The 24,844-nt window shown below is 70.3% G+C and carries 25 protein-coding genes; 12 read left to right on the forward strand and 13 right to left on the reverse strand.

Features of this window, described 5'->3' with window-relative positions; translation table 11 throughout:
• Nucleotides 1-125: 125 nt before the first annotated feature.
• Nucleotides 126-731 carry a Uma2 family endonuclease gene (locus tag ACFVV1_RS20820; protein WP_389991034.1) on the reverse strand — a complete coding sequence of 202 codons (606 nt, stop codon included), beginning with the start codon at nt 729-731 and terminating at the stop codon, nt 126-128.
• Between the two features lie 238 nt (nt 732-969).
• On the opposite strand from ACFVV1_RS20820, the gene ACFVV1_RS20825 reads away from it, so the two are divergent.
• Genes ACFVV1_RS20825 through ACFVV1_RS20840 form a run of 4 tightly spaced genes read left to right on the forward strand, consistent with a single transcriptional unit; the run spans nt 970 to nt 5,592 of the window.
• Nucleotides 970-1,572 (forward strand): hypothetical protein, encoded by a 603-nt coding sequence (locus ACFVV1_RS20825; protein ID WP_389991038.1) that lies wholly within the window; start codon nt 970-972, stop codon nt 1,570-1,572.
• Entirely contained in the window at nt 1,572-2,237 is a 666-nt protein-coding gene (locus tag ACFVV1_RS20830) for an ABC transporter ATP-binding protein (RefSeq protein ID WP_389991041.1), read from the forward strand. Before ACFVV1_RS20825 ends, ACFVV1_RS20830 begins: the two co-directional genes overlap by 1 nt.
• A complete protein-coding gene (locus ACFVV1_RS20835) occupies nt 2,234-2,959 on the forward strand; it encodes an ABC transporter ATP-binding protein (protein WP_389991044.1) in 726 nt (241 codons plus the stop codon). The genes ACFVV1_RS20830 and ACFVV1_RS20835 overlap by 4 nt, the downstream gene beginning before the upstream one ends.
• A complete protein-coding gene (locus tag ACFVV1_RS20840; protein WP_389991047.1) occupies nt 2,956-5,592 on the forward strand; it encodes an FtsX-like permease family protein in 2,637 nt (878 codons plus the stop codon). Before ACFVV1_RS20835 ends, ACFVV1_RS20840 begins: the two co-directional genes overlap by 4 nt.
• Here ACFVV1_RS20840 and ACFVV1_RS20845 read toward each other — a convergent pair.
• Both ACFVV1_RS20845 and ACFVV1_RS20850 read right to left on the reverse strand, forming a co-directional pair.
• Entirely contained in the window at nt 5,578-6,984 is a 1,407-nt protein-coding gene (locus ACFVV1_RS20845; RefSeq protein ID WP_389991050.1) for a sensor histidine kinase, read from the reverse strand. The two genes, ACFVV1_RS20840 and ACFVV1_RS20845, sit on opposite strands and share 15 nt — an antisense overlap.
• A 111-nt stretch (nt 6,985-7,095) precedes the next feature.
• Nucleotides 7,096-7,782, reverse strand: coding sequence for a response regulator transcription factor (locus ACFVV1_RS20850; protein WP_389991053.1), 687 nt, complete (start codon nt 7,780-7,782; stop codon nt 7,096-7,098).
• A gap of 133 nt (nt 7,783-7,915) precedes the next feature.
• Here ACFVV1_RS20850 and ACFVV1_RS20855 point away from each other — a divergent pair, with 133 nt between their 5' ends.
• Nucleotides 7,916-8,590 (forward strand): response regulator transcription factor, encoded by a 675-nt coding sequence (locus ACFVV1_RS20855; RefSeq protein ID WP_389991056.1) that lies wholly within the window; start codon nt 7,916-7,918, stop codon nt 8,588-8,590.
• The gene (locus tag ACFVV1_RS20860; RefSeq protein ID WP_389991059.1) at nt 8,590-9,999 is read left to right on the forward strand and encodes an ATP-binding protein; all 1,410 of its coding nucleotides are present in this window, start codon (nt 8,590-8,592) and stop codon (nt 9,997-9,999) included. Before ACFVV1_RS20855 ends, ACFVV1_RS20860 begins: the two co-directional genes overlap by 1 nt.
• Here ACFVV1_RS20860 and ACFVV1_RS20865 read toward each other — a convergent pair.
• From ACFVV1_RS20865 to ACFVV1_RS20875, 3 genes are all read right to left on the reverse strand, one after another.
• Entirely contained in the window at nt 9,980-10,825 is an 846-nt protein-coding gene (locus ACFVV1_RS20865; protein WP_389991062.1) for a hypothetical protein, read from the reverse strand. The genes ACFVV1_RS20860 and ACFVV1_RS20865 overlap by 20 nt on opposite strands.
• Nucleotides 10,826-11,070: 245 nt before the next feature.
• Nucleotides 11,071-11,304, reverse strand: coding sequence for a hypothetical protein (locus ACFVV1_RS20870; protein WP_389991065.1), 234 nt, complete (start codon nt 11,302-11,304; stop codon nt 11,071-11,073).
• The gene (locus ACFVV1_RS20875; RefSeq protein WP_389991068.1) at nt 11,294-11,542 is read right to left on the reverse strand and encodes a hypothetical protein; all 249 of its coding nucleotides are present in this window, start codon (nt 11,540-11,542) and stop codon (nt 11,294-11,296) included. Before ACFVV1_RS20875 ends, ACFVV1_RS20870 begins: the two co-directional genes overlap by 11 nt.
• Nucleotides 11,543-11,656: 114 nt before the next feature.
• Between ACFVV1_RS20875 and ACFVV1_RS20880 the strand changes: the two genes are divergently transcribed.
• A complete protein-coding gene (locus ACFVV1_RS20880) occupies nt 11,657-12,499 on the forward strand; it encodes a Scr1 family TA system antitoxin-like transcriptional regulator (RefSeq protein WP_389991071.1) in 843 nt (280 codons plus the stop codon).
• On the forward strand, nt 12,480-12,746 hold the full coding sequence (locus ACFVV1_RS20885; RefSeq protein WP_389991074.1) for a DUF397 domain-containing protein: 267 nt from the start codon (nt 12,480-12,482) through the stop codon (nt 12,744-12,746). The genes ACFVV1_RS20880 and ACFVV1_RS20885 overlap by 20 nt, the downstream gene beginning before the upstream one ends.
• 518 nt (nt 12,747-13,264) lie before the next feature.
• Here ACFVV1_RS20885 and ACFVV1_RS20890 read toward each other — a convergent pair.
• Nucleotides 13,265-13,780, reverse strand: a complete 516-nt coding sequence (locus ACFVV1_RS20890) for a M23 family metallopeptidase (protein ID WP_389991077.1) — start codon at nt 13,778-13,780, stop codon at nt 13,265-13,267.
• Nucleotides 13,781-14,087: 307 nt separating this feature from the next.
• On the opposite strand from ACFVV1_RS20890, the gene ACFVV1_RS20895 reads away from it, so the two are divergent.
• Complete coding sequence (locus tag ACFVV1_RS20895; RefSeq protein WP_389991080.1) at nt 14,088-15,710, forward strand: adenosine deaminase; 1,623 nt, start codon at nt 14,088-14,090, stop codon at nt 15,708-15,710.
• 81 nt (nt 15,711-15,791) lie between these two features.
• On the opposite strand, the gene ACFVV1_RS20900 is transcribed toward ACFVV1_RS20895, so the two are convergent.
• Nucleotides 15,792-16,190, reverse strand: a complete 399-nt coding sequence (locus tag ACFVV1_RS20900; protein ID WP_389991545.1) for a winged helix-turn-helix transcriptional regulator — start codon at nt 16,188-16,190, stop codon at nt 15,792-15,794.
• A gap of 162 nt (nt 16,191-16,352) precedes the next feature.
• Here ACFVV1_RS20900 and ACFVV1_RS20905 point away from each other — a divergent pair, with 162 nt between their 5' ends.
• Complete coding sequence (locus tag ACFVV1_RS20905) at nt 16,353-17,198, forward strand: NAD(P)H-binding protein (protein WP_389991083.1); 846 nt, start codon at nt 16,353-16,355, stop codon at nt 17,196-17,198.
• Nucleotides 17,199-17,303: 105 nt separating this feature from the next.
• Here ACFVV1_RS20905 and ACFVV1_RS20910 read toward each other — a convergent pair whose 3' ends face one another.
• Nucleotides 17,304-17,774 (reverse strand): RICIN domain-containing protein, encoded by a 471-nt coding sequence (locus ACFVV1_RS20910; RefSeq protein ID WP_389991086.1) that lies wholly within the window; start codon nt 17,772-17,774, stop codon nt 17,304-17,306.
• 419 nt (nt 17,775-18,193) lie between these two features.
• Here ACFVV1_RS20910 and ACFVV1_RS20915 point away from each other — a divergent pair, with 419 nt between their 5' ends.
• Nucleotides 18,194-19,078, forward strand: coding sequence for a hypothetical protein (locus ACFVV1_RS20915; protein WP_389991089.1), 885 nt, complete (start codon nt 18,194-18,196; stop codon nt 19,076-19,078).
• Nucleotides 19,079-19,219: 141 nt separating this feature from the next.
• Nucleotides 19,220-20,461, forward strand: a complete 1,242-nt coding sequence (locus ACFVV1_RS20920; protein ID WP_389991092.1) for a hypothetical protein — start codon at nt 19,220-19,222, stop codon at nt 20,459-20,461.
• A gap of 143 nt (nt 20,462-20,604) precedes the next feature.
• Here ACFVV1_RS20920 and groL read toward each other — a convergent pair whose 3' ends face one another.
• The 4 genes from groL to thrC form a co-directional block, all read right to left on the reverse strand.
• Nucleotides 20,605-22,227, reverse strand: a complete 1,623-nt coding sequence (gene groL / locus ACFVV1_RS20925; protein WP_037692815.1) for a chaperonin GroEL — start codon at nt 22,225-22,227, stop codon at nt 20,605-20,607.
• A gap of 353 nt (nt 22,228-22,580) precedes the next feature.
• The gene (locus ACFVV1_RS20930) at nt 22,581-22,787 is read right to left on the reverse strand and encodes a cold-shock protein (RefSeq protein ID WP_003967346.1); all 207 of its coding nucleotides are present in this window, start codon (nt 22,785-22,787) and stop codon (nt 22,581-22,583) included.
• 432 nt (nt 22,788-23,219) lie between these two features.
• Nucleotides 23,220-23,498 carry a MoaD/ThiS family protein gene (locus ACFVV1_RS20935; RefSeq protein ID WP_389991095.1) on the reverse strand — a complete coding sequence of 93 codons (279 nt, stop codon included), beginning with the start codon at nt 23,496-23,498 and terminating at the stop codon, nt 23,220-23,222.
• A 30-nt stretch (nt 23,499-23,528) separates the two neighbouring features.
• Nucleotides 23,529-24,830, reverse strand: coding sequence for a threonine synthase (gene thrC / locus ACFVV1_RS20940; protein WP_389991098.1), 1,302 nt, complete (start codon nt 24,828-24,830; stop codon nt 23,529-23,531).
• Nucleotides 24,831-24,844 lie beyond the last annotated feature (14 nt).

The following is a 24,844-nucleotide window of genomic DNA, read 5'->3' on the forward strand; positions in this document are numbered from 1 at the left end:
CCCTACCACCCCCCCCTCCGCGCCGGGCCGCGACTGTTTTTTAAACCCCCCCGGGCCGCCCCCCCCCCCCGGCCTGGGCGGGGGGCCCCCCCCGGGGGGGGGGCCCCCCCCACTTCCATGCCTTCTCAGACCGGGAACTCCTCCGTGAGGAGCGTCGTGCCGAACGGCTCCGGCAGCATGAGCGGCTTCCCGAACGGCACCGGGTCGGAGTGCTTGTACGTCCCGTCCTCGTTCGGCTCGGTGAACAGGGTGGCCATCGCGCCACGCGTGTCGAACCGGTCGATCAACAGGTACATGGGTACGCCCGCGCGCGCATAGGCGCGGTACTTCTTCGTCCGGTCGTCCCGGGCATTTCCCTTCGACGTGATCTCGACGATGAGCAGCGCGTCCGACGCGTCCATCGGATCGCTGGTCTCCGGGTCGGCGGCCATGATCAGTTCGCGCTCCATGATGACCAGATCGGGGACGTAGAGCCTGTCGAGGGGCGCAACGTGGACGCCGAGGGTCTGGTAGATGCCCAATTCTTCGGGGAGCGCCCGATACAGGCGATGCTGCACCATTTCGGCGATGCCGTTGTGATGCGCATGAGGCGGAGGTACCAAGACGATCTGCCCTTCGTCGATCTCGGCGCGCCACCCCTCGGGCACGTCCAGTTCACGCCATGTCTGCAGCAGGTAGTCCCACGGGCGGCCCTCAGAGGCCTGGTCGTTCTCGACCATCGCGGCAGTCATCGCGGGTCCCTTCTCCTGTGGCCTGTCAAAGGAGCGTAGATCGACGGTTCTGCGGCAGTTCGCCGCTCCCACCAGCGTCCCACGATCGTGTGACGTACGCAGCGACCCTCCGCCGTGCGCCCGTCGGCGTTAACCCCCCGCTAACCCTCCACGACCACGGCGCTGGCCGGTGGGTTTCTAGCGTCGCAGTGGAGACGGCATCCCGGTCGGCTCCTTCGCTCGCGCAGAGGTGTTCCCCATGCGTCGTACTTTGTCAGCGGTGATGACCGGCCTTGTGGTCGTCACCGGGGCCGCGGCCTGTTCCTCCTCCTCCGGTTCGTCCGGTTCCTCGCACTCGTCGTCCTCCGCCGCGGTCGCGCCTCCGAAGGAGGTGAATCCGGCCGGTGACATCCCCGACGACCAGGTGTACGTCGCGTGGTCGCCGTCCGGCGGCGGCTACACGGTGAAGGTGCCCGAGGGGTGGGCCCGTCAGCAGGTGGGCGGGGCCACGGTGTTCAGCGACAAGTTCAACAGCGTCCGGATCGACCGGAGTCCGGCGAACCGGGCCCCCACGGTCCAGTCGGTCCGCTCGGTCGATCTGCCGGCCGTCGGGCGCAGCGCGAAGAACGTCACGGTGGGGAAGGTCGGTACCGTGAAGCGCTCGGGCGGCACCGCCGTGCTGGCCACCTACCGGGCCGACTCGGCGCCCGACCAGGTGACCGGGAAGAGCGTGCGCCAGGATGTCGAGCGGTACGCGTTCTGGCAGAACGGCACCCAGGTCGTGCTGACCCTGTCCGGTGCCGTGGGAGCCGACAACGTCGATCCCTGGCAGATCGTGACGGACTCCTTCCGGTGGGCGTGATGACCGCGACCCGGCTCACCGCCGATTCCCTGTACCGGTTCTTCCGCGCGGGCGAGGAGGAGACGTTCGCGCTCCAGGGCGTGGGGCTCCAGGTCGAGAAGGGCGAGATCGTCGCGGTGACCGGTCCTTCCGGTTCCGGGAAGACCACGTTGCTGAGCTGTCTGGCCGGGCTCGACGAACCCGACGGCGGCACCGTGCACGTCGCCGGTGAACGCCTCTCCCACCAGCAGGAACACCTGCGCAGCCGGCTCCGTGCCCGCTACATCGGCGTGTTGTTCCAGTCCGGCAACCTGCTGGATCACCTCACCGTCCGCGACAACATCCGGCTGGTGCAGGGAATTTCGGGCGGCACGGACCGCCCCGGAGTGCACGAGCTGCTCCGGGACGTCGGCATCGCCCCCCGGGCGGGCGCACTGCCCCGGCAGCTGTCGGGCGGTGAAGCCGCCCGCGCCGGGCTGGCCGTCGCACTGGCCAACAACCCGGCCGTTCTGCTGGCCGACGAGCTGACCGGCGAGGTCGACGGGGAGACGGAGCGCCGCGTCCTCGCGCTGCTGCGCGAACGCGCGCGTGCGGGCACGGCGATGGTCCTGGTCACCCACTCGCGCGCGGTTGCCGCCGTCGCCGACCGGGTGCTCCGGCTGCGTGACGGGAGGTGGGTGCGATGACCGGCGCCGGCCCCACGTCCGCGAAGCCGCTCGTCGTCTGCGTGGACGCGGCCCGCACCTACGGCTCGGGGCCGAACGCCGTCGTCGCCGTGCACGGGGCGAACTGCGTCGTCCCCGCCGGTGCGCGGATCGCCGTGGTCGGCCCCTCCGGCTCCGGCAAGTCGACCCTGCTGCATCTGATGGCGGCCCTCGACCGGCCCACGGCCGGTACGGTCGGCCACCCCGGGCTGACCATGGACCCCGAAGGCGCCGCGGACATCCTGCAGGCCCGGGACATCGGGGTCGTCTTCCAGGGGCCCAGCCTGCTGCCGCCGCTCACCGCCCTGGAGAACGTCTCCCTGCCTCTGCTCATCGACGGCCTCACGACGGACGAGGCCGCCGACCGGGCGTCCGCCGCCCTGGCCGAGCTGGAGCTCGGCACGCTGGCCGCCAAACTCCCGGACGAGATGTCCGCGGGTCAGGCGCAACGCGTCGCGGTCGCCCGGATGCTGGCCCGCGGGCCGCGGCTGATCCTGGCCGACGAGCCGACCGGCCAGCTCGACCGCGAGACCGCCCGGCACGTGCTGGAGGTGCTGCTGTCGGCCGCCGACTCGCTCGGCGCGGCCGTTCTGATCACCACCCATGACGCCCGGGTGGCGGGCGCCCTCGACGAGCGCTGGTACATGGCCGACGGCCGTCTCGTACAGCCCGAAACCCCCGACCGGGAACGTGAGTTGCGATGATCGGAATCTGGCTCTCGGGCCTGCTGCGGGTGCGCAGCGGACGCCTGATCGGGACGGCGCTCGGTGTCATGGTCGCCGTCGCGCTGCTCGCGGCGCTCGGCGGTTTCCTGTCCACGACCCGCGCCACCATGACGTCCCAGTCGGTGCGTTCGGTGTCCGTGGACTGGCAGGTGCAGGTGGCCACCGGCGCGGACGCACAGCACGTGCTGTCCACCGTACGGGGCCTGCCCGGCACCAGGGCGGCCCTGCCGGTCGGGTACGCACGGACCGGTGGTCTGGGCGCGCACACCGGCGGAACGACACAGAAGACCGGCGCGGGTTCGGTCCTCGGCCTGCCTCCCGGTTACGCCGCCACGTTCCCCGGCGAGATCCGGCTGCTGGCCGGCCGGGAGCAGGGCGTGCTCCTCGCCCAGCAGACCGCCGCCAATCTGCACGCGGCCCCCGGTGACACGATCACCATCGAGCGGGCGGGCGGGCTGCCGCCCGTGCCGGTGAAGGTGGCCGGTGTGGTCGATCTGCCGTTCGCGGACTCGTTGTTCCAGAAGGTGGGCGCCCCGCCCCAGTCGCAGCCCTCCGCGCCGCCGGACAATGTCGTCCTGATGCCCCGGCAGACCTGGGACTCCGTCTTCGGTCCGCTCGCCTCGGCCCGCCCCGACCTGGTGCAGTCGCAGATCCACACCCTGCGCACCCACTCCCTGCCGTCCGACCCGGCCGCCGCGTACGCCACGGCCACCGGCAACGCACACCACGCCGAGGTGCGGCTCGCCGGTACCGGCCTGGTCGGCGACAATCTCGGTTCGGTCCTGGACGCCGCCCGGTCCGACGCCCTGTACGCACAGCTGCTCTTCCTCTTCCTCGGCGTGCCCGGGGCTGTGCTGGCCGCGGCCCTGACCTGGGCGGTCGCCCAGTCCGGTGCGGGCCGTCGCCGCAAGGAGCAGGCGCTGCTGCGGACGCGCGGTGCGACCGTCGGCCGGCTGATGGGCCTGGCCGGTGTGGAGGCGGCCGTGGTCGCGGTGCTCGGCGCGGCCGGTGGTCTGGGGCTGGCCGCGCTGGTGGACCGCTGGGCCTTCCACGGCACGGGCATTCCGCTGTCCTGGATGCTGATCGCGTGCGTCGTCGGCGCCCTCGTCGCGGCGGCGACCGTGCTGGTGCCCGCCCGCTACGACGCCCGCCGGGCCACGATCGTCTCGGGACGCACCGCGGTCGAGCGGCGCACGGTGCCGCGTACCGCGTGGTGGGTGCTGGGACTCGGCCTGCTCGCCGGTTCGCTGGCCGTCTTCCGCGCCACGAGCGCCACCAACTACGCCCTGGTCCTGGCGCCCGAAGGCACGCCGACCCTGTCGGTCGACTACTGGGCGTTCGCCGGTCCCGCGCTGCTGTGGGCAGGCGGCGCGGTGGTGGCGTGGCTGCTGGTGGATCTGCTGCTGCGCCGCGGCAGGCCGGTCCTCGCCCGGCTGTTCCGCCCGGCGGCCGGGGTCCTGTCCGGCACAGTCGCGGCCGGCCTGTCCCGGCAGCGCGGCACCGTGGTCCGCTCGGTGGTGCTGCTGGCACTGGCCTGCGCGTTCGCCGTGTCGACCGGCGTGTTCAACTCCACGTACCGCCAACAGGCGGCGGTGGACGCGGTGTTGACCAACGGAGCCGATGTCACCGTCACCCAGCCGGCCCTTTCCGCGGCGGACACCGCAAAGCTGGCGGCGGTGCCGGGGGTACGGCATGTGGAACCGCTCCAGCACCGGTTCGCCTATGTGGGCGCCGACTTGCAGGATCTGTACGGGGTACGGCCCGCGAGCATCGTGTCGGCGGGCCGGCTCCAGGACGCCTATTTCTCCGGCGGCACCGCACGGTCCCTGATGGACCGTCTGGCCCAGCGCCCGGACGGGCTGCTGGTCAGCGCGGAGACGGCGCACGACTTCCAGTTGCACCCCGGCGATCAGGTGCGGCTGCGCCTGACCGACGCGCGGACCGGTCAACTGCGCACGATCCCCTTCCACTTCCAGGGTGTCGTCAAGGAGTTCCCGACCGCCCCGAAGGACAGCTTCCTGGTCGCCAACGCCTCGTACATCGCGCGTACAACGGGCAGCGGCGCCGCCGGGACACTGCTCGCCGACACCGGGGGCACCGGCCAGCGCCAGGTGGCGGACCTGGCGAAGAAGGCGTTGGGCCCGAGCGCCCATGTCACGGATCTGCCGTCGTCGCAGGCCGTCGTCGGCTCCAGCCTGACCGCGGTCGATCTCGCCGGACTCACTCGGGTCGAGCTGGGCTTCGCCCTGGTGATCGGTGCGGCGGCGGGCGGTCTCGTCCTGGCCCTGGGCCTGGCCGAACGGCGTCGCACGCTGGCGCTGGCCTCGGTTCTGGGGGCCAGGGGCCGGCAACTGTCCGGGTTCGTGTGGAGCGAGGCGGCGCTGGTCGCGGTGGCGGGTGGCGCGGCCGGTGCGGTCATGGGATGGGCCCTGTCGCAGATGCTGGTGAAGGTGCTCTCCGGGGTCTTCGACCCGCCCCCGGACCAGGTCGCGGTGCCGTGGGCGTATCTCGTCGCGCTGGCCGGAGTCACCGCGGCCACGCTGGCGGCGGCGGCCTGGGCGTCGGCGCGGCACGCACGCAGACCTCCGCTGACCGAACTACGGGAGCTGTGAGGCTCCTTGCTCCTCCACCGGTGACGCCGCCAGGAGCCAGGTGAACCGGGGCCGGGGCCGGGGCCGGGAGACGAACAGCCTCCCGCCCTCGGCCTCGGCCAGTGACCGGGCCAGCGCGAGTCCGATCCCATGGCCTCCGGCGGCCGGTCCGCCCGCCCGCACGGCCGCACCGCCCGAGCGGCCTCCGTCACCGCCCCGCCGCTCGAAGACACCGTCCGTACCCGCTTCCGGGATGCCGTCCCCCTCGTCCTCGACATCGACGGCGACGACCCCGGCCGTCTCCTTCGCGTGCACGGTCACCGTGCCCCGACCGTGCGTCGCCGCGTTGGAGAGCAGTACGTCGAGGATCTGGCGGGCGGCCCGCCGCGAGCCGAGCGCCTGCGGCAGGGCGTCGTCGACCCTGATCTCCAGGCGCCGCCCCTGTGCGGCGAGCGGCCCGTGCCAGTCCTCCTGGGCACGGGCGAGCAGGGCCGCGAGGTCGAGCGGCGCCCGTTCGGGTACGTCCCTGGCGAGGGCGAGCAGATCGTCCAGGGTGGCTTCCATGCGTTCGAGCTGCGCCAGGGCCGAGCGGACGGCCGCACGCGACCCGGCACCCGCACCGCCCTCTGCCACATCAGCGTCCGGAACATCTGCGTCCGGACCGGCCGCGAGGGACATCTCCAGTTCCAGTCGTACGCCGGTCAGTGCCGTACGCAGCTGATGCGAGGCGTCCGCACTGAACGCCCGCTCCCGGCGCAGGAGTTCATCGATACGGACAGCGGCCCGCGCCAGCGCATGGCCGACCGCGTCCGGCTCCGGAAGCCCGGACGGCTCCGCCCTGGCCGTCAGATCGCCGCCCTCCATCTCCCGGGCGACCCCGGCCAGCTCCTCCAGCGGGCGGGCCAGCCGCCTGCTCGACCGTACGGCCAGCAGGGCGCCCACACCCACCGCGACCGCCGCCAGCGCCAGCATTCCGGTCCAGGTCAGCGCGGCCCGCCGCAGGGGCTCGGAGGCCGGTGAGGCGACCCGTACGACTGCCCGCACCTGCTCCGATCCCCCCACGGGAACGGCCACGACCAGGCTGTCGCCGATCTGCCGGGTGACGACCCGGCCCGCCTCCGCCTCCCGTACCGGGGCATCACCCGCACCCGGACCCGTCCCGAGGACGCGGCGGGAGCCGGTCCCGTACACCGCGATGTCCGTACCGGACTCGACGGGCGGCAGCTCGATCGGGTCGCCCGTGGCGGTGATCCGCTCGGGCAGGCTGAGCGCGACCTGTTCGCCCAGCGACTGCGCCTCCCGCTCCTCGTCCTGCTGGTACAGCCGCAGCGCCGCGTAACCCAGCGGCAGCGCGAAGAGCAGCACCGCGCACGCCACGGCGAGAACGGTCGCTCTCAGAATGCGACGACGCACGGCACGCCCTTTCTCATGACCGGACTACGGTCACGACCTCTCATGACCGGACCTCGGTCACGGCTTCTCATGACCCGACTACGGCCACCGCTTCTCATGACCCCGCTGCGGTCACGGCCCGGTGGATTCCTCCAGCCGGTACCCGAACTGCCGCAGCGTCGTGATGCGCACCTGGTCACCGAGCTTGCGGCGGAGGGCGGCCACATGGACGTCGAGGGTCTTGGTGGGGCCGAACCAATTCTCGTCCCACACGTCGCTCATCAGAGCCTCCCGGCTCACCGCCTGCCCCGGGTGGACCGCGAGCCGCACCAGCAGGTCGAATTCGCGGGGCCTGAGTTCCACCTCGCCGGCCGGGGTGGTGCAGCGTCGCGCCGACGGGTCGATCACCAGCGCCCCGACACGGAGATGAGGTGCACTGCCGAACGCGCGGGGCGCCGCGCGCCGCAGATGGGCGGTGACCCGTGCCTGGAGTTCGGCGAGCCGGAACGGCTTGGTCAGATAGTCGTCGGCGCCGCACTCCAGCGCCTGGATGACATCCATCTCCGCCGTACGGGCGGTCAGCACGACCAGCACCGCGTCCGGCGCCCGCTCACGGAGTCTGCGGCAGAGTTCGAAACCGTCGATGTCCGGCAGCCCCAGATCGACGAGGAAGAGATCGGCGGCGGGCCGCCGCTCCGTGACGGCGAGGGCGCTCGCCCCGTCGGGGCACCACTGGCTGTCATGGCCCAGCACCCGCAGGGTGGCGACCAGCCGGCTGCCGATCGCCGGGTCGTCCTCGATGACCACGGTGTGCGCCACCCCGTCACGCTACCGCGACCGGGCGGCGCCGGTCCGTCCGCACATACTGCTCCGCCCCGGCCACGCCCCGATGGTGTCGCACGCCACCTGAACGGAACCTGAACGCGCGTGCGGACCGGGTAATACTGGCCGGGTGACCGCTGCACGCATTCTCGTCGTCGAGGACGACCACGGCCTGCGCGATGTCCTGGCCCGTGGCCTGCGCGACGAGGACTTCGACGTCGTGACCGCCGTCGACGGCGCCACCGCCCTGAAGACCGTCGACGAGTCGGTGCACGCGGTCGTGCTCGACGTGGGGCTGCCCGACTCCGACGGGCGCGATGTGTGCCAGGCGATGCGCGGTGCGGGGGTCACCGTTCCGGTGATTTTCCTCACCGCCCACGGCAATCTCACCGACCGGCTCTCCGGGTTCGCCTCGGGCGGCGACGACTACCTGGTGAAGCCGTTCCACCTCAGCGAGCTCGCGGCCCGCGTCCGCGCGGTCCTGAACCGCACCGGTCACCACGACAGCGCCCTCGCCGACAACGCGGGCGCGATGCGGCTGAACCCGATGAAGCACGAGCTGACGGTCCACGGCCGGCCCGTGGCCCTGACGCCGACCGAGTTCCGCCTGCTGGCGTGCCTGATGTCCGGCCCCGGGATCGTGGTGCGCCGCCGGGCCCTGCTGCGGGCGGGCTGGCCGGCGGGGGCGCAGGTCAGCGACAACACCCTGGACCAGTACTTGACCCGCCTGCGCCGCAAACTCCGCGAGGCGGACAGCCCGCAGACCATCAGCACCGTCCGCGGCATCGGCTACCGCTTCGGCTGATGAACCGCTACTTCACCCCCCGCACCCTCCGCGGCCGCCTCGCCCTGATGGCCCTCGCCGCCAGTGCGCTGTGGGTCGGCGTCCTCACCACCGTCTTCAACATCGCCCTCGACAACCGGCTCCACGGACAGGCCGACGACGTCCTGCGCACCCGCGCCGAGGCCGTGGCGGCGACAGTGGACGTGCGCCCGGACGGCCGGCTCGTCGTCCGGGAGCCGACCGAGGACCGGGCCCTGGACGTAGGGGTCTGGATCTTCCGGGGCGGCACGGTGGTCGAGAAGCCTCCCACCGCACCCGCCGGCCTGGAGACCCGGGCGGCCCGGCTCGCGGGAGGACGCGAGACGTTCGCCGACACCGAGGGCCCCGGGTCGTGGCGGCTGTACGCGTTCCCCGTCGACACCCCCGCCCGGCCGGGGCACCCGCCCACGCAGGCCGGCACCGTCGTCAGCTCCGTGAGCCTCGACCCGTACCGCAGCACGGCGGACACCGCCCTGGTCGGTTCGATCGCACTGGCCGTGCTCCTGCTCGCCACCATCTATCTGCTGACCCGCCTCGTCGTACGACGGGCCCTGCGCCCCGTCGCCTCGATGAGCGAACAGGCCAACCGGTGGAGCGCCGCGGGCGCCCCCGAACGGTTCGGTGCCGAGGACCGGCCCGCCGAGCTGGCCGCGTTCGCGACCAGCCTGGACGCCCTGCTGGACCGGCTGGCCGCCGTCCTGCGCCACGAGCAGCAGCAGGCCGCCGAGCTCTCCCACGAACTGCGCACCCCGCTCGCCCGCATCGCCGCCGAAACCGAGTGGCTGACCGGACGCCCGCGCTCCGCGCAGGAGCGGGAGACCTCCCTGGAGGCCATCGGAGGCGCCGCCGCGACCATGCAGCAGATCTGCGACTCACTGCTCTCGGAGGTCCGTACCCGCAACGCGCAGACCCCCGGCCGCTCCCGCTTCGCCGACATCGCGCACCACCTGGCAGAACGCAACGCAACCCTGTTTCCCGCAGCCCCGCCGGTGACCGTCGTGACGAACAGCACAGCACCGCCCAGCACATCACCACCCGGCACACCGCCCCCCGACGTGAGCATCGGCGTCTCGCAGGACGTCGCCGAGCGCATCCTGACGCCGCTCCTGGACAACGCCCGCCGCTACGCCGCCCACTCGATCAGCCTCACCTGCGAGGCGAGCGCGGGCGAGGTCACGGTGTACGTGTCCGACGACGGCCCCGGGGTCCCCGAGGACTTCGTCGCCTCGCTCTTCGAACCCGGCCGCCGCGCCCGCCCCGAGGACGGACACGACGGCGCGGGGCTCGGTCTGGCCCTGGCCCGCCGACTGGCCAGGGCCGCGGGCGGCGACATCGCGCTGGCCGCCGCGGCCCCCGGCGCACGCTTCGTCGTCACCCTTCCCGCGGGCTGACTCCCCGCGCGCCGGCCGTCTCGACGGCACCGTCCTCCGCCACATCGCGCCGGGTCCGGGTCAGGAAGACGACCAGGCCGAGGATGACGACGAGGAACAGGATGCTGGTGCCGACCGTGCCCAGCCCCAGCCCGCCGTCCGCCGTGGGCTGCGACAGGTAGTCGCCCAGCGAGGCACCGAGCGGCCTGGTCAGGACGTACGCGATCCAGAACGACCACACCGCGTTGAAGTCCAGCGTGCGGTGCGCAAGCGCCACGGCCGCGATCAGCGCGGCGAACACGACCGCGGAGAGCCAGTACCCCAGGTTCAGCTTCTCCGCCGTGAGGTCGCCCGCGGACGTGCCCAGCGCGAACGTGAACAGGATCGCCAGCCAGTAGAACGCCTCACGGCGTGTCGTCCGGATCGAGTGGATGGACAAGGTCCGCTCGCTCGCGTACCAGGCGAAGAACGTGACGGCGAGCGCCACCGCGAACACCGCGGTCGTGGTCTGGAGCGGAACGCCGAGGTTGTCGGTCAGGTTGTCGCTGATCAGCGTACCGACGACGCTGATCAGGACCACGGACAACCAGTACAGGCCCGGCACATACTTACGCGCCCGGAACTGGAAGAACAGGGTGACGACCAGCAGCGCACTCATCAGGTACGAGGTGTTGGTCAGCCCCATGCCCAGGTTGTCGTTGAGCAGATCGGCCGCGGTCTCGCCCACGGTGGTGCACAGCACCTTGATCACCCAGAAGTAGAGGGTTACTTCCGGGACCTTGTTCAGCATCTGCCGCGCCCGGGAGCGCGTGCGGGGCGCATACGTGTCAGTCGTGTCGGTTGTCATGGAACGGCACGCTGGCAGGACCTCCCTGAAATTTTCCTGACTGCGTGCGACACCCGATCCGCCACCGATGGCGACTTCAGGTAACCATTGCACTACATTGCGCCACCACCAAGGCTCGTACGCGAAGCCCCCGCTCCGAAAGGCGCGTCGACCGGACCGACCGGACCGCTCGAAGGGCGGCACCCACCCAGGGCGTCGCCCTTCCGCACGTCCGCCGCCGTGTCAGACCTGCCCGGCCGACACCCTCACGGCAGCCGCCCCTCCCGGTTGACCTCCCTGACCCTGGCCCGCAGCACCTCCCCGAGCGGCGCCGGACGCACCGATTCCGGCGGGCAGTCCCACTCCGCCCCGCCCCCCGGCGGCCGCAGCTGTACGTACGGCCCGACGCGCCCCATCACGCGCCCCACCCGCCCGTCCCGGATGTCCACCGCGAACGACCCGGGCTCCGGCTCGCACGGCTCCAGCCCCTCACCCGCCATGACCGGCCAACCCCTGCGCCTCCAGCACCGCACTCAGCCGCAGCGCCGTGTCGAGGTTGCACCGGCCGAGGTCCACCAGCGGCGACGCCGGTTCGCTCCCCGCACACGTCACCGGGTCGATCCGCAGCGAAGGCAACGTGATCCCCACCCCCGAGAACCCCTCCTTCAGCCGCGCCACCGCGTCCTCCGCCGCCCGCACTCTGCCCTCTGCCACGCTGCGCCGTTCCTTGGTCGTCATGGCCCATCCCTTTCCACGCTGAGTAATGACAATGCATACCCAGCGTGTCCAACGCGCAGCTAGCCTGGAAGAGGCGCGGAACCAACAACCGCACGTGTGTCACAGGGAGTTGTCATGCCAGGACCCAAGAAGCTCGACCCCTCCTCCTCTCCACGCGCCCTGCTCGGCGCCGAACTCCGCCACCGGAGAGAGGCCGAGGGCCTCTCGCAGGAGGAGCTGGGCCTTCCGATGTTCGTCAGCGGCTCCTTCATCGGACAACTGGAGTCCGGCACGCGACGGATGCAGGTGGATCAGGCCGAGAAGCTGGACGAGATCCTGAGAGCGGACGGGTTCTTCGTACGCAACTGCGCCGCCCTGAAGAAGTCGAAGTACCCCGATCACTTCGCCGAAGCGGCCGAGGCGGAGGCCGTAGCGAAGGCGATCAAGGAGTACGCACCCCAGCTGATCCCGGGGCTGTTGCAGACGGAGGCGTACGCGCGAGCGGTGTTCCGGGCGTACCGGCCGACGGCTCCGGAAGACGTCATCAACGATCTGCTCGCGGCACGACTCGAACGAACGCAGCTCCTGAACGATCCAACAGAGCCCGTGTTCTGGGCGGTTCTGGACGAGGCCGCATTACGTCGACGGGTGGGCAACCCGACAGTGATGGCCGAGGCACTGCGCCACATCCTGAAGCTGGCACGCGAACACCGGATCATCGTGCAGGTGCTGCCGTTCAGCGAGGGCGCACACACCGCCATGGATGGCGGCTTGAAGCTGATGTCGTTCTCCGACGCACCTCCGCTCGCCTATCTGGACGGGCTCGGTTCAGGCCAACTGCTCGACGACCCGGGGCCTGTCGCTCGCTACGAACTGACCTACGATCTGCTTGCGGCCAGCGCACTGTCACCGGAATTGTCCCTGGCTCTCATCGAGTCGGTGGCGGAGGATTACGCCCATGAAGATCAGCAGTTCTGACTACGACCTGTCCACCGCAACCTGGCACAAGTCCTCATACAGTGGCGGCAGCGGCGGCGACTGCCTCGAAGTCGCGACCTGGCGGAAGTCCACGTACAGCGGCGGCGACGGCGGCAACTGCCTCGAAGTCGCCGACGGCCACCCCGGCATCGTCCCCGTACGCGACTCCAAGGTGACCGAGGGCCCGACGCTCGTGTTCCGGGCCGCCGCGTGGGCCTCGTTCGTCGCGGACTTCAAGCACGTCTAGTGGTGCCGTGACCACAAAGGATCACCTCCGGTGCTGGTGCTCCTTGTGCCGGTTGGATGTCACGGCAGGACCGATCGGCGCGGGGGAGGCGGGGATGCCGGCGATCTGCTGGACGGTCTTCTCCCGGGCGTCGTACAGCCTCTGGGCGAGCTCGGCCCGCCAAGGAGCATTGCCGGAAACTGCCCCAGTGACCGTTCACCGGCGTTGACTTCCGACGCGAGCTGTCGACAGTACCCACCTGCGGGTTCGTGCCCACCGGGGCGAGTGTCGGCAGACGGTCGTCTGCCGACACTCCGGCCGCGGCGCAGAACGCGGACATTGCCGGCTGGACCGGGGCCAGGGCGCGGCTGGTCCACGGTCAGCCACGGATCCGCAAGGGGCTGGGCCTGTCCTGAGGGTGCTGGGGCTGGGCCAGCACCTCAATGTCGGGAAGATGGCGGTCGGCACGATCCTGGCCGCGTTCGGCACGACGCTGCCCGAGTCGGTGGTGACGCTGGTCGCGGGGGCAGGGACGGGAATCAGGCCTGCGTGTTGACGCTCACCGGCCAGGAACCCGTGGGAGGTACCCAGCCCTGGATCGTGGCCGGGATGCCCACGCGGGTGTTGCAGTCGATGACCTGGAAGTGCAGATGCGCGCCGGCCGCCGCCCCCGTGGCGCCCGACCAGCCGATGATCCGGCCCTGCGGAACCCAGGCACCCGCGTTGTAGATCGCCCGGTTGAGGTGCGCGTAGTGGGTGCACTGGCCGTTCGAGTGGCGGATGATGACCTCGATGCCGTTCTCCCAGTACGGCGACCAGTCCGAGACGAGGATCGTGCCGCCCTGCGCGGCGGAGACCTCGTAGTTCGCCGGGAGTCCGAAGTCCCAGGCGTACTCGTTGTACGGGCCGGTGTGCGAGTAGGCACCGTGGTTCCCCTGGGTGACCATGTAGGACTCACCCGCCGGGTAGGGAAGTTCGTAGTAGTAGTCGACGGCCGCTGCGGGCGAGGCCCCCAGCAGACCGATCCCTGCAACTGTCAGTACCGCGATCGCCAATGCGGCGATTCTGTGGAGAACTTTTCTCGCATGACGCATTGCACGCCTCCCGTGGGGGGTCCGATTCAAGCCGATCCACAATGACCCCCAACTACCCTGTCTCGCAAGAGCGTTGAAGCATCTTGCACGGCGGGTGCACTCGTGGGTGGAGTCCGCCCGCGAACGAAAGACGGGATCCGCGTCGTCGTATCAGTCGCCGTGCGGCCAGCCGCACGGCGTGTTCGCCCGCCCACTCGATCGGGTGGACGTTTCCGTCCATGGACGTGGTTCGGTAAGTAATGCCCGCGCCGAACGCGATCATTCGGCCGTGATCTCATCAAACCGGACGGTTCACCGTCCCACGTTCCTGCTCCCGGCCGGGCTCGGCGCACTCGCCGCGCTGACCCTGCTCCCGGCGATCCCGGCCACCGCCGCGACCGCGACCGCACCCGCGAAGGACTCCTCGTCGCGCGTCGCCGCGTACGCGTCGCCCCGTGTGGTGACCGCCGCCGAGCGCAGGACCTCCGCGTACCTCGACTCGCTGCGGAACAGGCCCGAGGGGCTGAAGTCCTTCTTCAAGGCGCTGCCCAAGGGGGGCGACCTCCACAACCACCTCTCCGGCGCGGTCACGACCGAGTACCTGATCGAGCTCGCGACCGAGAACGGCCTGTGCGTCGACGCGACGATGACGGCGGTCGCGCCGCCGTGCGGACCGGGCACGAGGCCCGCCGCCGACGCACGGACCGACGCCGCGTTCGAGCGGGAGATCATCCGGGCCTGGTCGATGCAGGACTTCCCGGCCGGTCAGTCCGGGCACGACCACTTCTTCGACACGTTCAACAAGTTCGGCATGGCGACCTGGTACGCCCGCGGCAAGATGCTCGCCAATGTGGCCAACACCGTCGTCGAACAGAACCAGTTCTATCTGGAGACCATGGTCTCCCCCGCGTCGGACAGCGCCAAGGCGCTTGCCGAGTCCGTGGGTTACGACGCCGACCTGGCGGCGTTCCACCGCAAGCTCGTGGCCGACGGGAAGCTCGACCGGGTCGTCGACGAGGCGGTCAAGGAGGCCGACGACACCGACGTCCAGTTCCGCACGGCCGCGCACTGCGACACCGCGCGCCCCGACCCCGGCTGCCGGCTCCCCGTCAGGTGGATCTCCCAGGTGTCCCGGGGCAGTTCCCCGGCGCGGGTGTTCACGCAGATGGAGGTCGGCATGCGGCTGGCCGAGCGCGACCCGAGGTTCGTCGCCGTCAACCTCGTACAGCCCGAGGACTGGGACAGCTCACTGGCCAACTACAGCCTCCAGATGCGTATGTTGAACTATCTCCGCGGCCAGTACCCCGGCGCCCACCTCACCCTGCACGCCGGCGAGCTGGCCCCCGGCCTGGTCAAGCCCGAGGACCTGACGTTCCACATCCGCGAGGCCGTGCTCGTCGCCGGAGCCGAACGCATCGGACACGGCGTGGACCTGGTCCACGAGGACAACTGGCAGCAGCTCGCCCGGACGATGGCACAGCGCAGGATCGCGGTCGAGGTGCCGTTCAGCAGCAACAAGCAGATCCTCGGCATCGCGGGCGACGACCACCCGTTCAACGCGTACCGCCGCTACGGCGTCCCGGTGGTCCTGTCCACGGACGATCCCGGGGTCTCACGGATCGACATCAGTCACGAGTACCAGTACGCGGCCAAGACGTACGGCCTGCGCTACACCGAACTGAAGGACCTGGCGCGCGCCTCGCTGGAGTACGCGTTCCGCAACGGCCGCAGCCTGTGGGCCTCCGACTCCGCCCCCTCCGGCTACCGCCTGGTCGCCGCCTGCGCGGGCAACCGGCCGGGCGCCGCCCACCCGAGCGCCCGCTGCGCCCGCTACCTCGCCGACAACCCGAAGGCCGCGACCGAGTGGCGCCAGGAGACGGCCTTCGCCACGTTCGAGGCCCGTCACCGGTAACCGCGCACCGCACACGCCGGCACAGGTCAGCACACGTCAGGGCCCGGGGCTCAAGCCCCGGGCCCTGACGTCTTCACCGCGCTACCGGGCGGAATCCGTGTCGTAGTCGTGCCGCGCCACCTCGACCTTGTCGAGGTTGGCGGAGGCCCATTCCGCGAGGTGGGCGAAGAGCGGCGCGAGGCTGCGCCCGAGGTCGCTGATCTCGTACTCGACCCGAGGGGGGACCTCCGGGTGGTAGGTGCGTACGACCATCCCGTCGCGTTCGAGTTGCCGCAGCCGCTGCGTCAGCACCTTCGGAGTGATCCTGGCGATCCGACGTTCCAGCTCGACGAAGCGCTGACGGCCGTGCATGTTGAGCGTCCACAGGATCGGTGTGGTCCAACGGCTGAACACGATGTCCACGACCGGGCCTACCGGACAGGCCAGTTCGGGGTCCGCCGACGCGGACTCCATCAAGGTCGCACTGTCGGCCATGCGCATCCCCTCGGGGTCGTTCGGATCGTTCGGGGTAGTCACTTTCCTCTAGGTACCTACTATACCGACGGTGTTAGCTTCACCGGGTCGCAGCGAAATCACCCGCCCCGCGATGTACCCGCCCGCTCGGGCGTGGACGAACACGTTGAAGTGACACGGGAGTTGTTCATGATCGTAGTGACGGGAGCGACCGGCAACGTCGGCCGACCGCTCGTGCAGGCACTCGCGGCAGCCGGCGAGCAGGTGACGGCGGTGTCCCGGAGCGTCCCGGACGCGCCCGTGCCGGAGGGCGTCCGGCACCGACAGGCCGACCTGGCCGACCCCGAGAGCCTCCGGCCCCTGTTCGACGGCGCCGACGCGCTGTTCCTGCACGACACCGGTGCCGGTGCCCACCTGCTGAGCCCTCGCGACATCATCGACGTCGCGAAAGCCGGCGGAGTGGGACGGATCGTGCTGCTGTCCTCCCAAGGAGTCGCAACCCGGCCGGAGTCGGCCTCCCACGGGAGCACCGGAGGATCCATAGAGGACATCGTCCGGCAGTCGGGCATGGACTGGACGATCCTGCGCCCCGGCGGCTTCGACTCCAACGCGTACGCCTGGGCCGAGTCCGTCCGTACCCGACGGACCGTCGCCGCACCGTTCGCCGACATCGGCCTGCCGGTCATCGACCCGGCCGACATCGCCGAGGTGGCCGCCAAGGCCTTGTACGAGGACGGTCACGCCGGTCAGGTCCACGAGTTGACCGGGCCCACCCTCAGCACGCCCCGGCAGCGGGCCGAGGCGATCGGCGACGCGCTCGGCGAACCGGTCCGGTTCATCGAGCAGACCCGCGACGAAGCCCGTGCGCAGATGCTGCAGTTCATGCCCGAGCCCGTCGTCGAGACCACCCTCGACATCCTCGGCGAACCCACCCTCGCCGAGCAGCGGATCAGCCCCGCCGTCGAGCAGATCCTCGGCCGCGCGCCCCACACCTTCGCGGACTGGGCCGGGCGCCACATCGCCGCGTTCCGGTAGGGCCCGCACCTGCGCTGCCGGACTCCGCCGCGCATGAGAAACCGCCCCGTGCCTGGAAGGACGTTCCAGGCACGGGGCGGCCGCATGCTTTCGACCGGACGGGTATCAGCCGAGCCGCTCCAGGACCCACTGGGGCCCGCCGTCGGGAAGGAGAACCACGCGCCGGCCCTCCGTCGTCAGGGAGCCGAGCTCACCCCGGCCGAGGGCGATGGCGACCGGCTCTTCACCGGCCGCGCCCTGGATCGTCCACTGGTCGGGGTGGCTACCGCACCGGTCCACCCACACGGCCGGCGGGAAGATCCGGATCGGCGAGAGCGCCAGGCAGCGGTTCTCCTGGTTCGCCTCGACGATCTGGGCCAGGCCGTCGCCCTGGTTGCGGATCTCCCACACGGTACGGGGGCTGCAGGGCTCGACGTGACCGCCGAGCGGACCTTCGCCGCCGGCCAGACACTGGCCGGAGCGCAGGTCACGGATGAGGTACGTGCCGTCGGCGGCGTCGGCGGCCTGGGCGGGGGTGGCCAGCGCCGCCACGGCGACGGCGGACGCGGCGAGAGACAGGAACGAACGAATACGCACGGGACTCCTCGTACGAGAGAGAAACATGGAAGACGGGCCGCGTCGGCGGCAGCCCGGAGCCTCCAAGATCACAAAGACGCGGAGCAGTTCGCACGCACCAAAGGCCTGCGGCGCGGATTTCCACCCCACCGGGGACGGGCGCACGGCATCACACACGGCGCACATGCACCACGCACGCACGCCCCTCACGACCAGGCGAATTCCCCCGGAGCTCAAGCCGCGAAGTCCGAGCGCTCTTTCCGAGGAATGGGAGGTGGTCCACTTCCCACCCACCCTCCCTGCCTGGCGAGTTGACTTTTCGTGACCGGCTTGCCACGAACGGTGGTGACGGCTTAGCGTTCCGAATAACGAACGACCCCTGCCGGTGCGGGAACACCGAACAGGGGTCTGACCACTTTGATCGAACAGGACTCGACCTCATGGCTGCCAGCCAGCTTAGTGCTGCCCCGTGCGCCCCGCACGTATCCCTGCCCACGCTTCCGCACCCGATGGCCAACCCGGGCTACGGCAAGCGCTCCGCACCCTCACAACTTCCCGGCACGGACCGCGATTTCGCGCACCTGCCGCCCCGCGAGGCATCCATCGCCGCGTACATCGACCAACTCCCCGACGGCGCCGACATCTCCGTGAAGACCATGGCCAAGGTCCTCCCGTACGGGCAGTGCGCCCTGCGGACCGCCCTCAACCGGCTCCAGGACGCCGGGCATCTGCGGCGCGGCAGCGAGTGCGTGGCCCATGACGAGGTCCTGCTCTGGGTGACCCGTACGTTCTTCTCCCGCACCGCGCGGGACGACGAGTGGTGGGCGGCGTTCGCCCGGGGCGACGTACCGCCCGAGCAGCGTCAACGCGTCACCCGCTCGCGAGCGTTCGTCCTGCTGGCCGCGCTGGGCCGCACCGCACCCACGCTCACGCTGTCGGCGGCGGACTGCGCGGCGCTGGAGTCGCAGGTCACCACCTGGTTCGAGCGTGGCGCCACGGAGGTGGAACTGCTCCACGCCCTCACCGACGGCCTCCCGACCCCCGTCCACCACGCGGCGGCCCTCGTTCGCAGGCGGCTGACCGACAAGATGCCACCCGAACGGGTTGCTCCGGCGCAACAGCGAACGGTGTTGCGCACCCTCGAATGCGGCGAGTGCCGCGCACCCGGCCACGCGGAGGCCCTGATCGGCGGCCGCTGCGGACCGTGCCGGGGCAACTCCGTCGACACTCCCGCGGGCCCGGCCGGAACCGTCCCGCCCACCGGCGTACGCAGCCGCATGAGCGAGGTCCGGGCCGCGATGACCCCACGCTCCGAGAGGAGATAGGGCGGGAGCCCCGAGCTCACCGGATGTCCGAAACCGGCTCCCACCTGGGAGTGGTTTGGTCCACTTTCCTCACCTTTTCGCTACGTTCCGTGTTCTTCTTGGTACGCACCGTAATCAGTCGACTCCAAAGGGGACCGAACCATGTCCGAACCGACCCACGAGCAAATCGTCTCGGAGCTTCACAGCAAGCCCGCCATCACCCTGGCCCCCGGCCCCCGCCTGGACGCCGAGCCGCACGGTGCGCTCCCGTTGCCGCCCAGCACCGTGTGGGACCTGCCGGGCGGCACCGCATGGGTCTACTACGGCGAGGGGAACCCGGGCCTCGTACGGCCCGTGATCTTCGCCGACGGCTTCAACACCGGGCCGAGCAGCCTGGACTTCTCCTGGGAAGTCATGGAGTTCGGCGACTACGCGCTCATCAGCGAACTGCGCCGCCGTGGACGCGACGTCATCCTGCTCGGTTTCCATGAGCGCAGTGCATCGATTCTGGACAACTCCGTCACCGCGCAGGCGGCGATCACGCAGGCCATCATGGAGCGGCAGGGCGACGCACCGCTGGCCGTCGGCGGGTTCAGCATGGGCGGGCTCGTCACCCGGCACGCGCTGGCCAAGATGGAGCGCCGGCGCATCGACCACCAGACCGCGCTGTACTTCTCGTACGACAGCCCGCACCGCGGCGCCTGGATCCCGATCGCGCTCCAGTCGTTCGCGCACTACATCCGCGATCTCGACAGCCGGTTCTCCGACCAGATCAACAGCCCGGCCGCGCGTCAGCTGCTCTGGCGGCACATCGCGAAGTGGGACGGGACGCCGGAACAGAGCGACGAGCGCGCCACGTTCCTCGCGGAGATGGCGGACCTCGGCGAATGGCCGCAGCGGCCGCGGCTGATCGGTGTCGCCAACGGCGTGGGCGACGGCACCGGCACCGACGTGCGGGCGGGCGAACTGGCCCTGGAGGGCAAGGGCCTGTCGGTGGTCGGCACCAAGCTCTACACCCAGTCCCCCGGCGACGACGAACTCGTCGCGAAGCTGCGGGTGGTGACGCTGAAGACCAATGAGGTGCATACGTCCGGACTCCCGTCGGTCGACGGCGCACCCGGCGGCTCGCTGGAAGGCTTCGGCATCCTCGCCGACGCCTTCAACGCCCTCAACCCCATCCTCGGGTTCAAGACCGACGTCCGGATCCGCTCGCACTGCTTCGTGCCAGCGGTCAGCGCGGTCGACATCCGCGGCCTGGACACGGACGAGGAGCTGTACGCGGACATCTCCTCGCTCCCGGAGGAGGAGAGCGGACTGCACGACTTCAAGCTCGCGTCCCGCAACGAGGGGCACACCCTCGTGACGGAGGAACTCAGCACCTGGCTCCTCGACCAGCTGCCGTAACGACGGACCACGCCGTAACGACGGACCGCAACGAGCCGGGGCGGACTGCGCCGGACGCCGACGGAACGACATCGACCCCCGGGACCTGTCGGTCCCGGGGGTCGATGGGGTACAGCTGTACAGGAACTACCGATCCGTCAGGATCAGAAGTCCATGTCACCGCCCGGCATGCCGCCCGGAGCGGCCGCGGAGGCCTTCTCCGGCTTGTCGGCGATGACGGCCTCGGTGGTGAGGAACAGCGCGGCGATGGACGCGGCGTTCTGCAGAGCGGAGCGCGTGACCTTCGCCGGGTCGAGAATGCCCTCGGCGATCATGTCGACGTACTCGCCGGTCGCGGCGTTCAGACCGTGACCGATCGGCAGGTTGCGCACCTTCTCGACGACGACGCCGCCCTCGAGACCACCGTTGACGGCGATCTGCTTCAGCGGGGCCTCCAGCGCCAGCTTGACGGCGTTGGCGCCGGTCGCCTCGTCACCCGAGAGCTCCAGCTTCTCGAAGACGGCCGAGGCCTGGAGCAGAGCCACGCCACCACCGGCGACGATGCCCTCCTCGACGGCGGCCTTGGCGTTGCGCACCGCGTCCTCGATGCGGTGCTTGCGCTCCTTGAGCTCGACCTCGGTCGCGGCACCGGCCTTGATGACGGCCACGCCGCCGGCCAGCTTCGCGAGGCGCTCCTGGAGCTTCTCGCGGTCGTAGTCCGAGTCGGAGTTCTCGATCTCGGCACGGATCTGGTTGACGCGACCCTGGACCTGGTCGCTGTCACCGGCGCCGTCGACGATCGTCGTCTCGTCCTTGGTGATGACGACCTTGCGGGCGCGGCCGAGCAGGTCGAGACCGGCGTTCTCCAGCTTGAGGCCGACCTCCTCGGAGATGACGGTGCCACCGGTGAGGATGGCGATGTCGCCGAGCATGGCCTTGCGGCGGTCACCGAAGCCCGGGGCCTTGACGGCGACGGACTTGAAGGTGCCACGGATCTTGTTGACGACCAGGGTCGACAGGGCCTCGCCCTCGACGTCCTCGGCGATGATCAGCAGCGGCTTGCCGGACTGCATGACCTTCTCCAGCAGCGGAAGGAGGTCCTTCACGTTGCTGACCTTGGAGTTCACGATCAGGATGTACGGGTCGTCGAGCGACGACTCCATGCGCTCCATGTCCGTGGCGAAGTACGCCGAGATGTAGCCCTTGTCGAAGCGCATACCCTCGGTGAGCTCCAGCTCCAGACCGAAGGTCTGGGACTCCTCGACGGTGATGACGCCTTCCTTGCCGACCTTGTCCATGGCCTCGGCGATGAGCTCGCCGATCTGGGTGTCGGCGGCGGAGATGGAGGCGGTCGAAGCGATCTGCTCCTTGGTCTCCACGTCCTTGGCCTGCTCCAGGAGGGCGGCGGAGACGGCCTCGACGGCCTTCTCGATGCCCCGCTTGAGGGCCATCGGGTTGGCACCCGCGGCGACGTTGCGCAGGCCCTCGCGGACGAGAGCCTGGGCGAGAACGGTGGCGGTGGTCGTACCGTCGCCGGCGACGTCGTCCGTCTTCTTGGCGACCTCCTTGACCAGCTCCGCACCGATCTTCTCGTACGGGTCCTCCAGCTCGATCTCCTTGGCGATGGAAACACCATCGTTGGTGATCGTGGGGGCGCCCCACTTCTTCTCAAGGACGACGTTGCGGCCCTTGGGGCCAAGGGTGACCTTGACGGCGTCGGCGAGCTGGTTCATGCCGCGCTCGAGACCGCGCCGGGCCTCCTCGTCGAACGCGATGATCTTGGCCATGTGAAGTGGTCCTCCCGGACAGGGGTGGATTGCTCCGGACCGAGTGGCGCCCGCGACGGACGGCCTGCCTGACCGGTGGTTCCTTGCCCCACCGGACCTGCGGGCCTCACCGGCCCGGTCCAAGTTCTGTCACTCTCACCTGGAGAGTGCTAACGCCAATGATTAGCACTCGACCCCGGAGAGTGCAAGCGTCCGCCTCGGGATGTGGACAACGAAGGCCACCCTCGGACGGCCCCGAACACACGGTCGCGCGGGCGCACGGACGCACGGACACGCAGACGCACGGAAGGCCCGTACCTCTGGGGTACGGGCCCTCCGTGCGTGAGTAGTGTCGTTGGCCGACCGCGTCGAGCTCAGCCGACGGCGAGCTTGACCATGTCCGCCTGCGGCCCCTTCTGGCCCTGCGAGATCTCGAATTCAACTCGCTGACCCTCTTCGAGGGTGCGGTACCCGTCCATCTGGATCGCGCTGTAGTGGACGAAAACATCCGCACCACCGTCGACCGCGATGAAGCCGTACCCCTTCTCCGCGTTGAACCACTTGACGGTGCCCTGAGCCATGCCTAACTCCCCTATTACTGGCCCTTGCACAGGACCGCACTTCGCGGACCCGGGTCAGAACTCACCCTCCGACAGGAGAGGGTGCGTGCGCCGGAACGCGTCGACCGCGGCCGAATGTATCTGCCCAACTGCCCTCTGCAACAGGTCAATCGGACGAGAATTCTGGGCAGCACCGAACGCCCGAATATGAGGAATTCGTGGGATTCCAGGGCAAGTCGGGCCGGGCAAAGGCGACTTATGGCGCAAGGAGATCGAGTACTTTGGCTGCTTCTTGTCGTGACCGGGCGCATTCTCATATGCGGGCGGCACGGGCAGCTGGGGGGACTTCCCACACTGTACCGCGCTCAACCATGCAGAATTGCCCCCTCCGCTTCTCGCAGAGAGGGCAATTCCGATAACGCGGTGAAGCCGGCCCGGGATCCGGACGGGGGGTCAGCAGCCGCCCGCGACCGCCGGGATGATCGAGATGCCGGCGTCGTCCGGCGTGGCCGTCTCCAGGCCGCCCTCGAAACGCACGTCGTCGTCGTTGACGTACACGTTCACGAAGCGGCGCAGCTTGCCCTGGTCGTCCAGGACGCGGGCGGCGATGCCCGGGTGGTTCTGCTCCAGGGACTCGATGACCTGGGAGAGGGTCGAGCCCTCGGCCGGGACCTCGGCCTGGCCGCCCGTGTAGGTGCGGAGGATGGTGGGGATACGGACCTTGACGCTCATGGTGGGTGCCCTTCCTGCAGTCTCGGGTGGTCAGCTGGTGGCGAGTCCGGCGGCGCGGAACGCGTCCAGGCTCGGGCGGATCGTGGCGGTCGCCTGCGAGGTGGCGGCCACCGCGTCCAGGGTCTTGAGGCCGTCACCCGTGTTGAGGACGACGGTGGTCAGCGCCGGGTCGATCAGACCGGCCTCGATCAGCTTCTTCGTGACGCCGACCGTCACGCCGCCCGCCGTCTCCGCGAAGATGCCCTCGGTGCGGGCGAGGAGCTTGATCGCGTCGACGACCTGCTCGTCGTTGACGTCCTCCACCGCGCCGCCGGTGCGGCGGGCGATGTCCAGGACGTACGGGCCGTCGGCCGGGTTGCCGATCGCCAGCGACTTGGCGATGGTGTTCGGCTTCTGGGGCCGTACGACGTCGTGACCGGCCTTGAAGGCGGTGGAGACCGGGGAGCAGCCCTCGGCCTGGGCGCCGAAGATCTTGTACGGCCTGTCCTCGACCAGGCCCAGCTTGATCAGCTCCTGGAGACCCTTGTCGATCTTCGTGAGCTGCGAGCCGGACGCGATCGGGATGACGATCTGGTCGGGCAGCCGCCAGCCGAGCTGCTCGCAGATCTCGTACGCCAGGGTCTTGGAGCCCTCGCCGTAGTAGGGGCGCAGGTTGACGTTGACGAAGCCCCAGCCCTCGCCGAGCGGGTCGCCGATGAGCTCCGAGCAGAAGCGGTTGACGTCGTCGTAGTTGCCCTCGATGCCGACCAGCTCACCGCCGTACACCGCGGCCATGACGACCTTGCCCTGCTCCAGGTCGTGCGGGATGAACACGCAGGAGCGCAAACCGGCGCGGGCGGCGGCGGCACCCACCGCACCGGCGAGGTTGCCGGTGGAGGAGCAGGAGAGGGTGGTGTAACCGAAGGCGCGGGCGGCCTCGACGGCGATGGCGACGACGCGGTCCTTGAAGGAGTGCGTCGGGTTGCCGGAGTCGTCCTTGACGTACAGACCGCCGGTGACGCCCAGCTCACGGGCGAGGTTGTCGGCCTTGACCAGCTTGGTGAAGCCGGGGTTGATGTTGGGCTTGTCCGCGACATCGGCGGGGACCGGCAGCAGCGGCGCGTAACGCCAGATGTTGTCGGGTCCGGCCTCGATGCGCTTCTTCAGCTCGTCGGGGGAGCCGCTCGGCAGGTCGTACGCCACTTCGAGCGGCCCGAAACAGGACGCGCAGGCGAAAATGGGACCGAGTTCGAAACGCTCGCCGCACTCGCGGCAGGAAAGCGCCGCGGCGGGACCCAGATCGACAACCTCGGCGGAAGAGTCGGTGCTTACTGCAACAGTCTGCGCAGCCATGGAGGCGAGGCCCT

Origin of the sequence: Streptomyces sp. NPDC058092, assembly GCF_042884935.1 — a bacterium.
Lineage (GTDB): Bacteria > Actinomycetota > Actinomycetes > Streptomycetales > Streptomycetaceae > Streptomyces.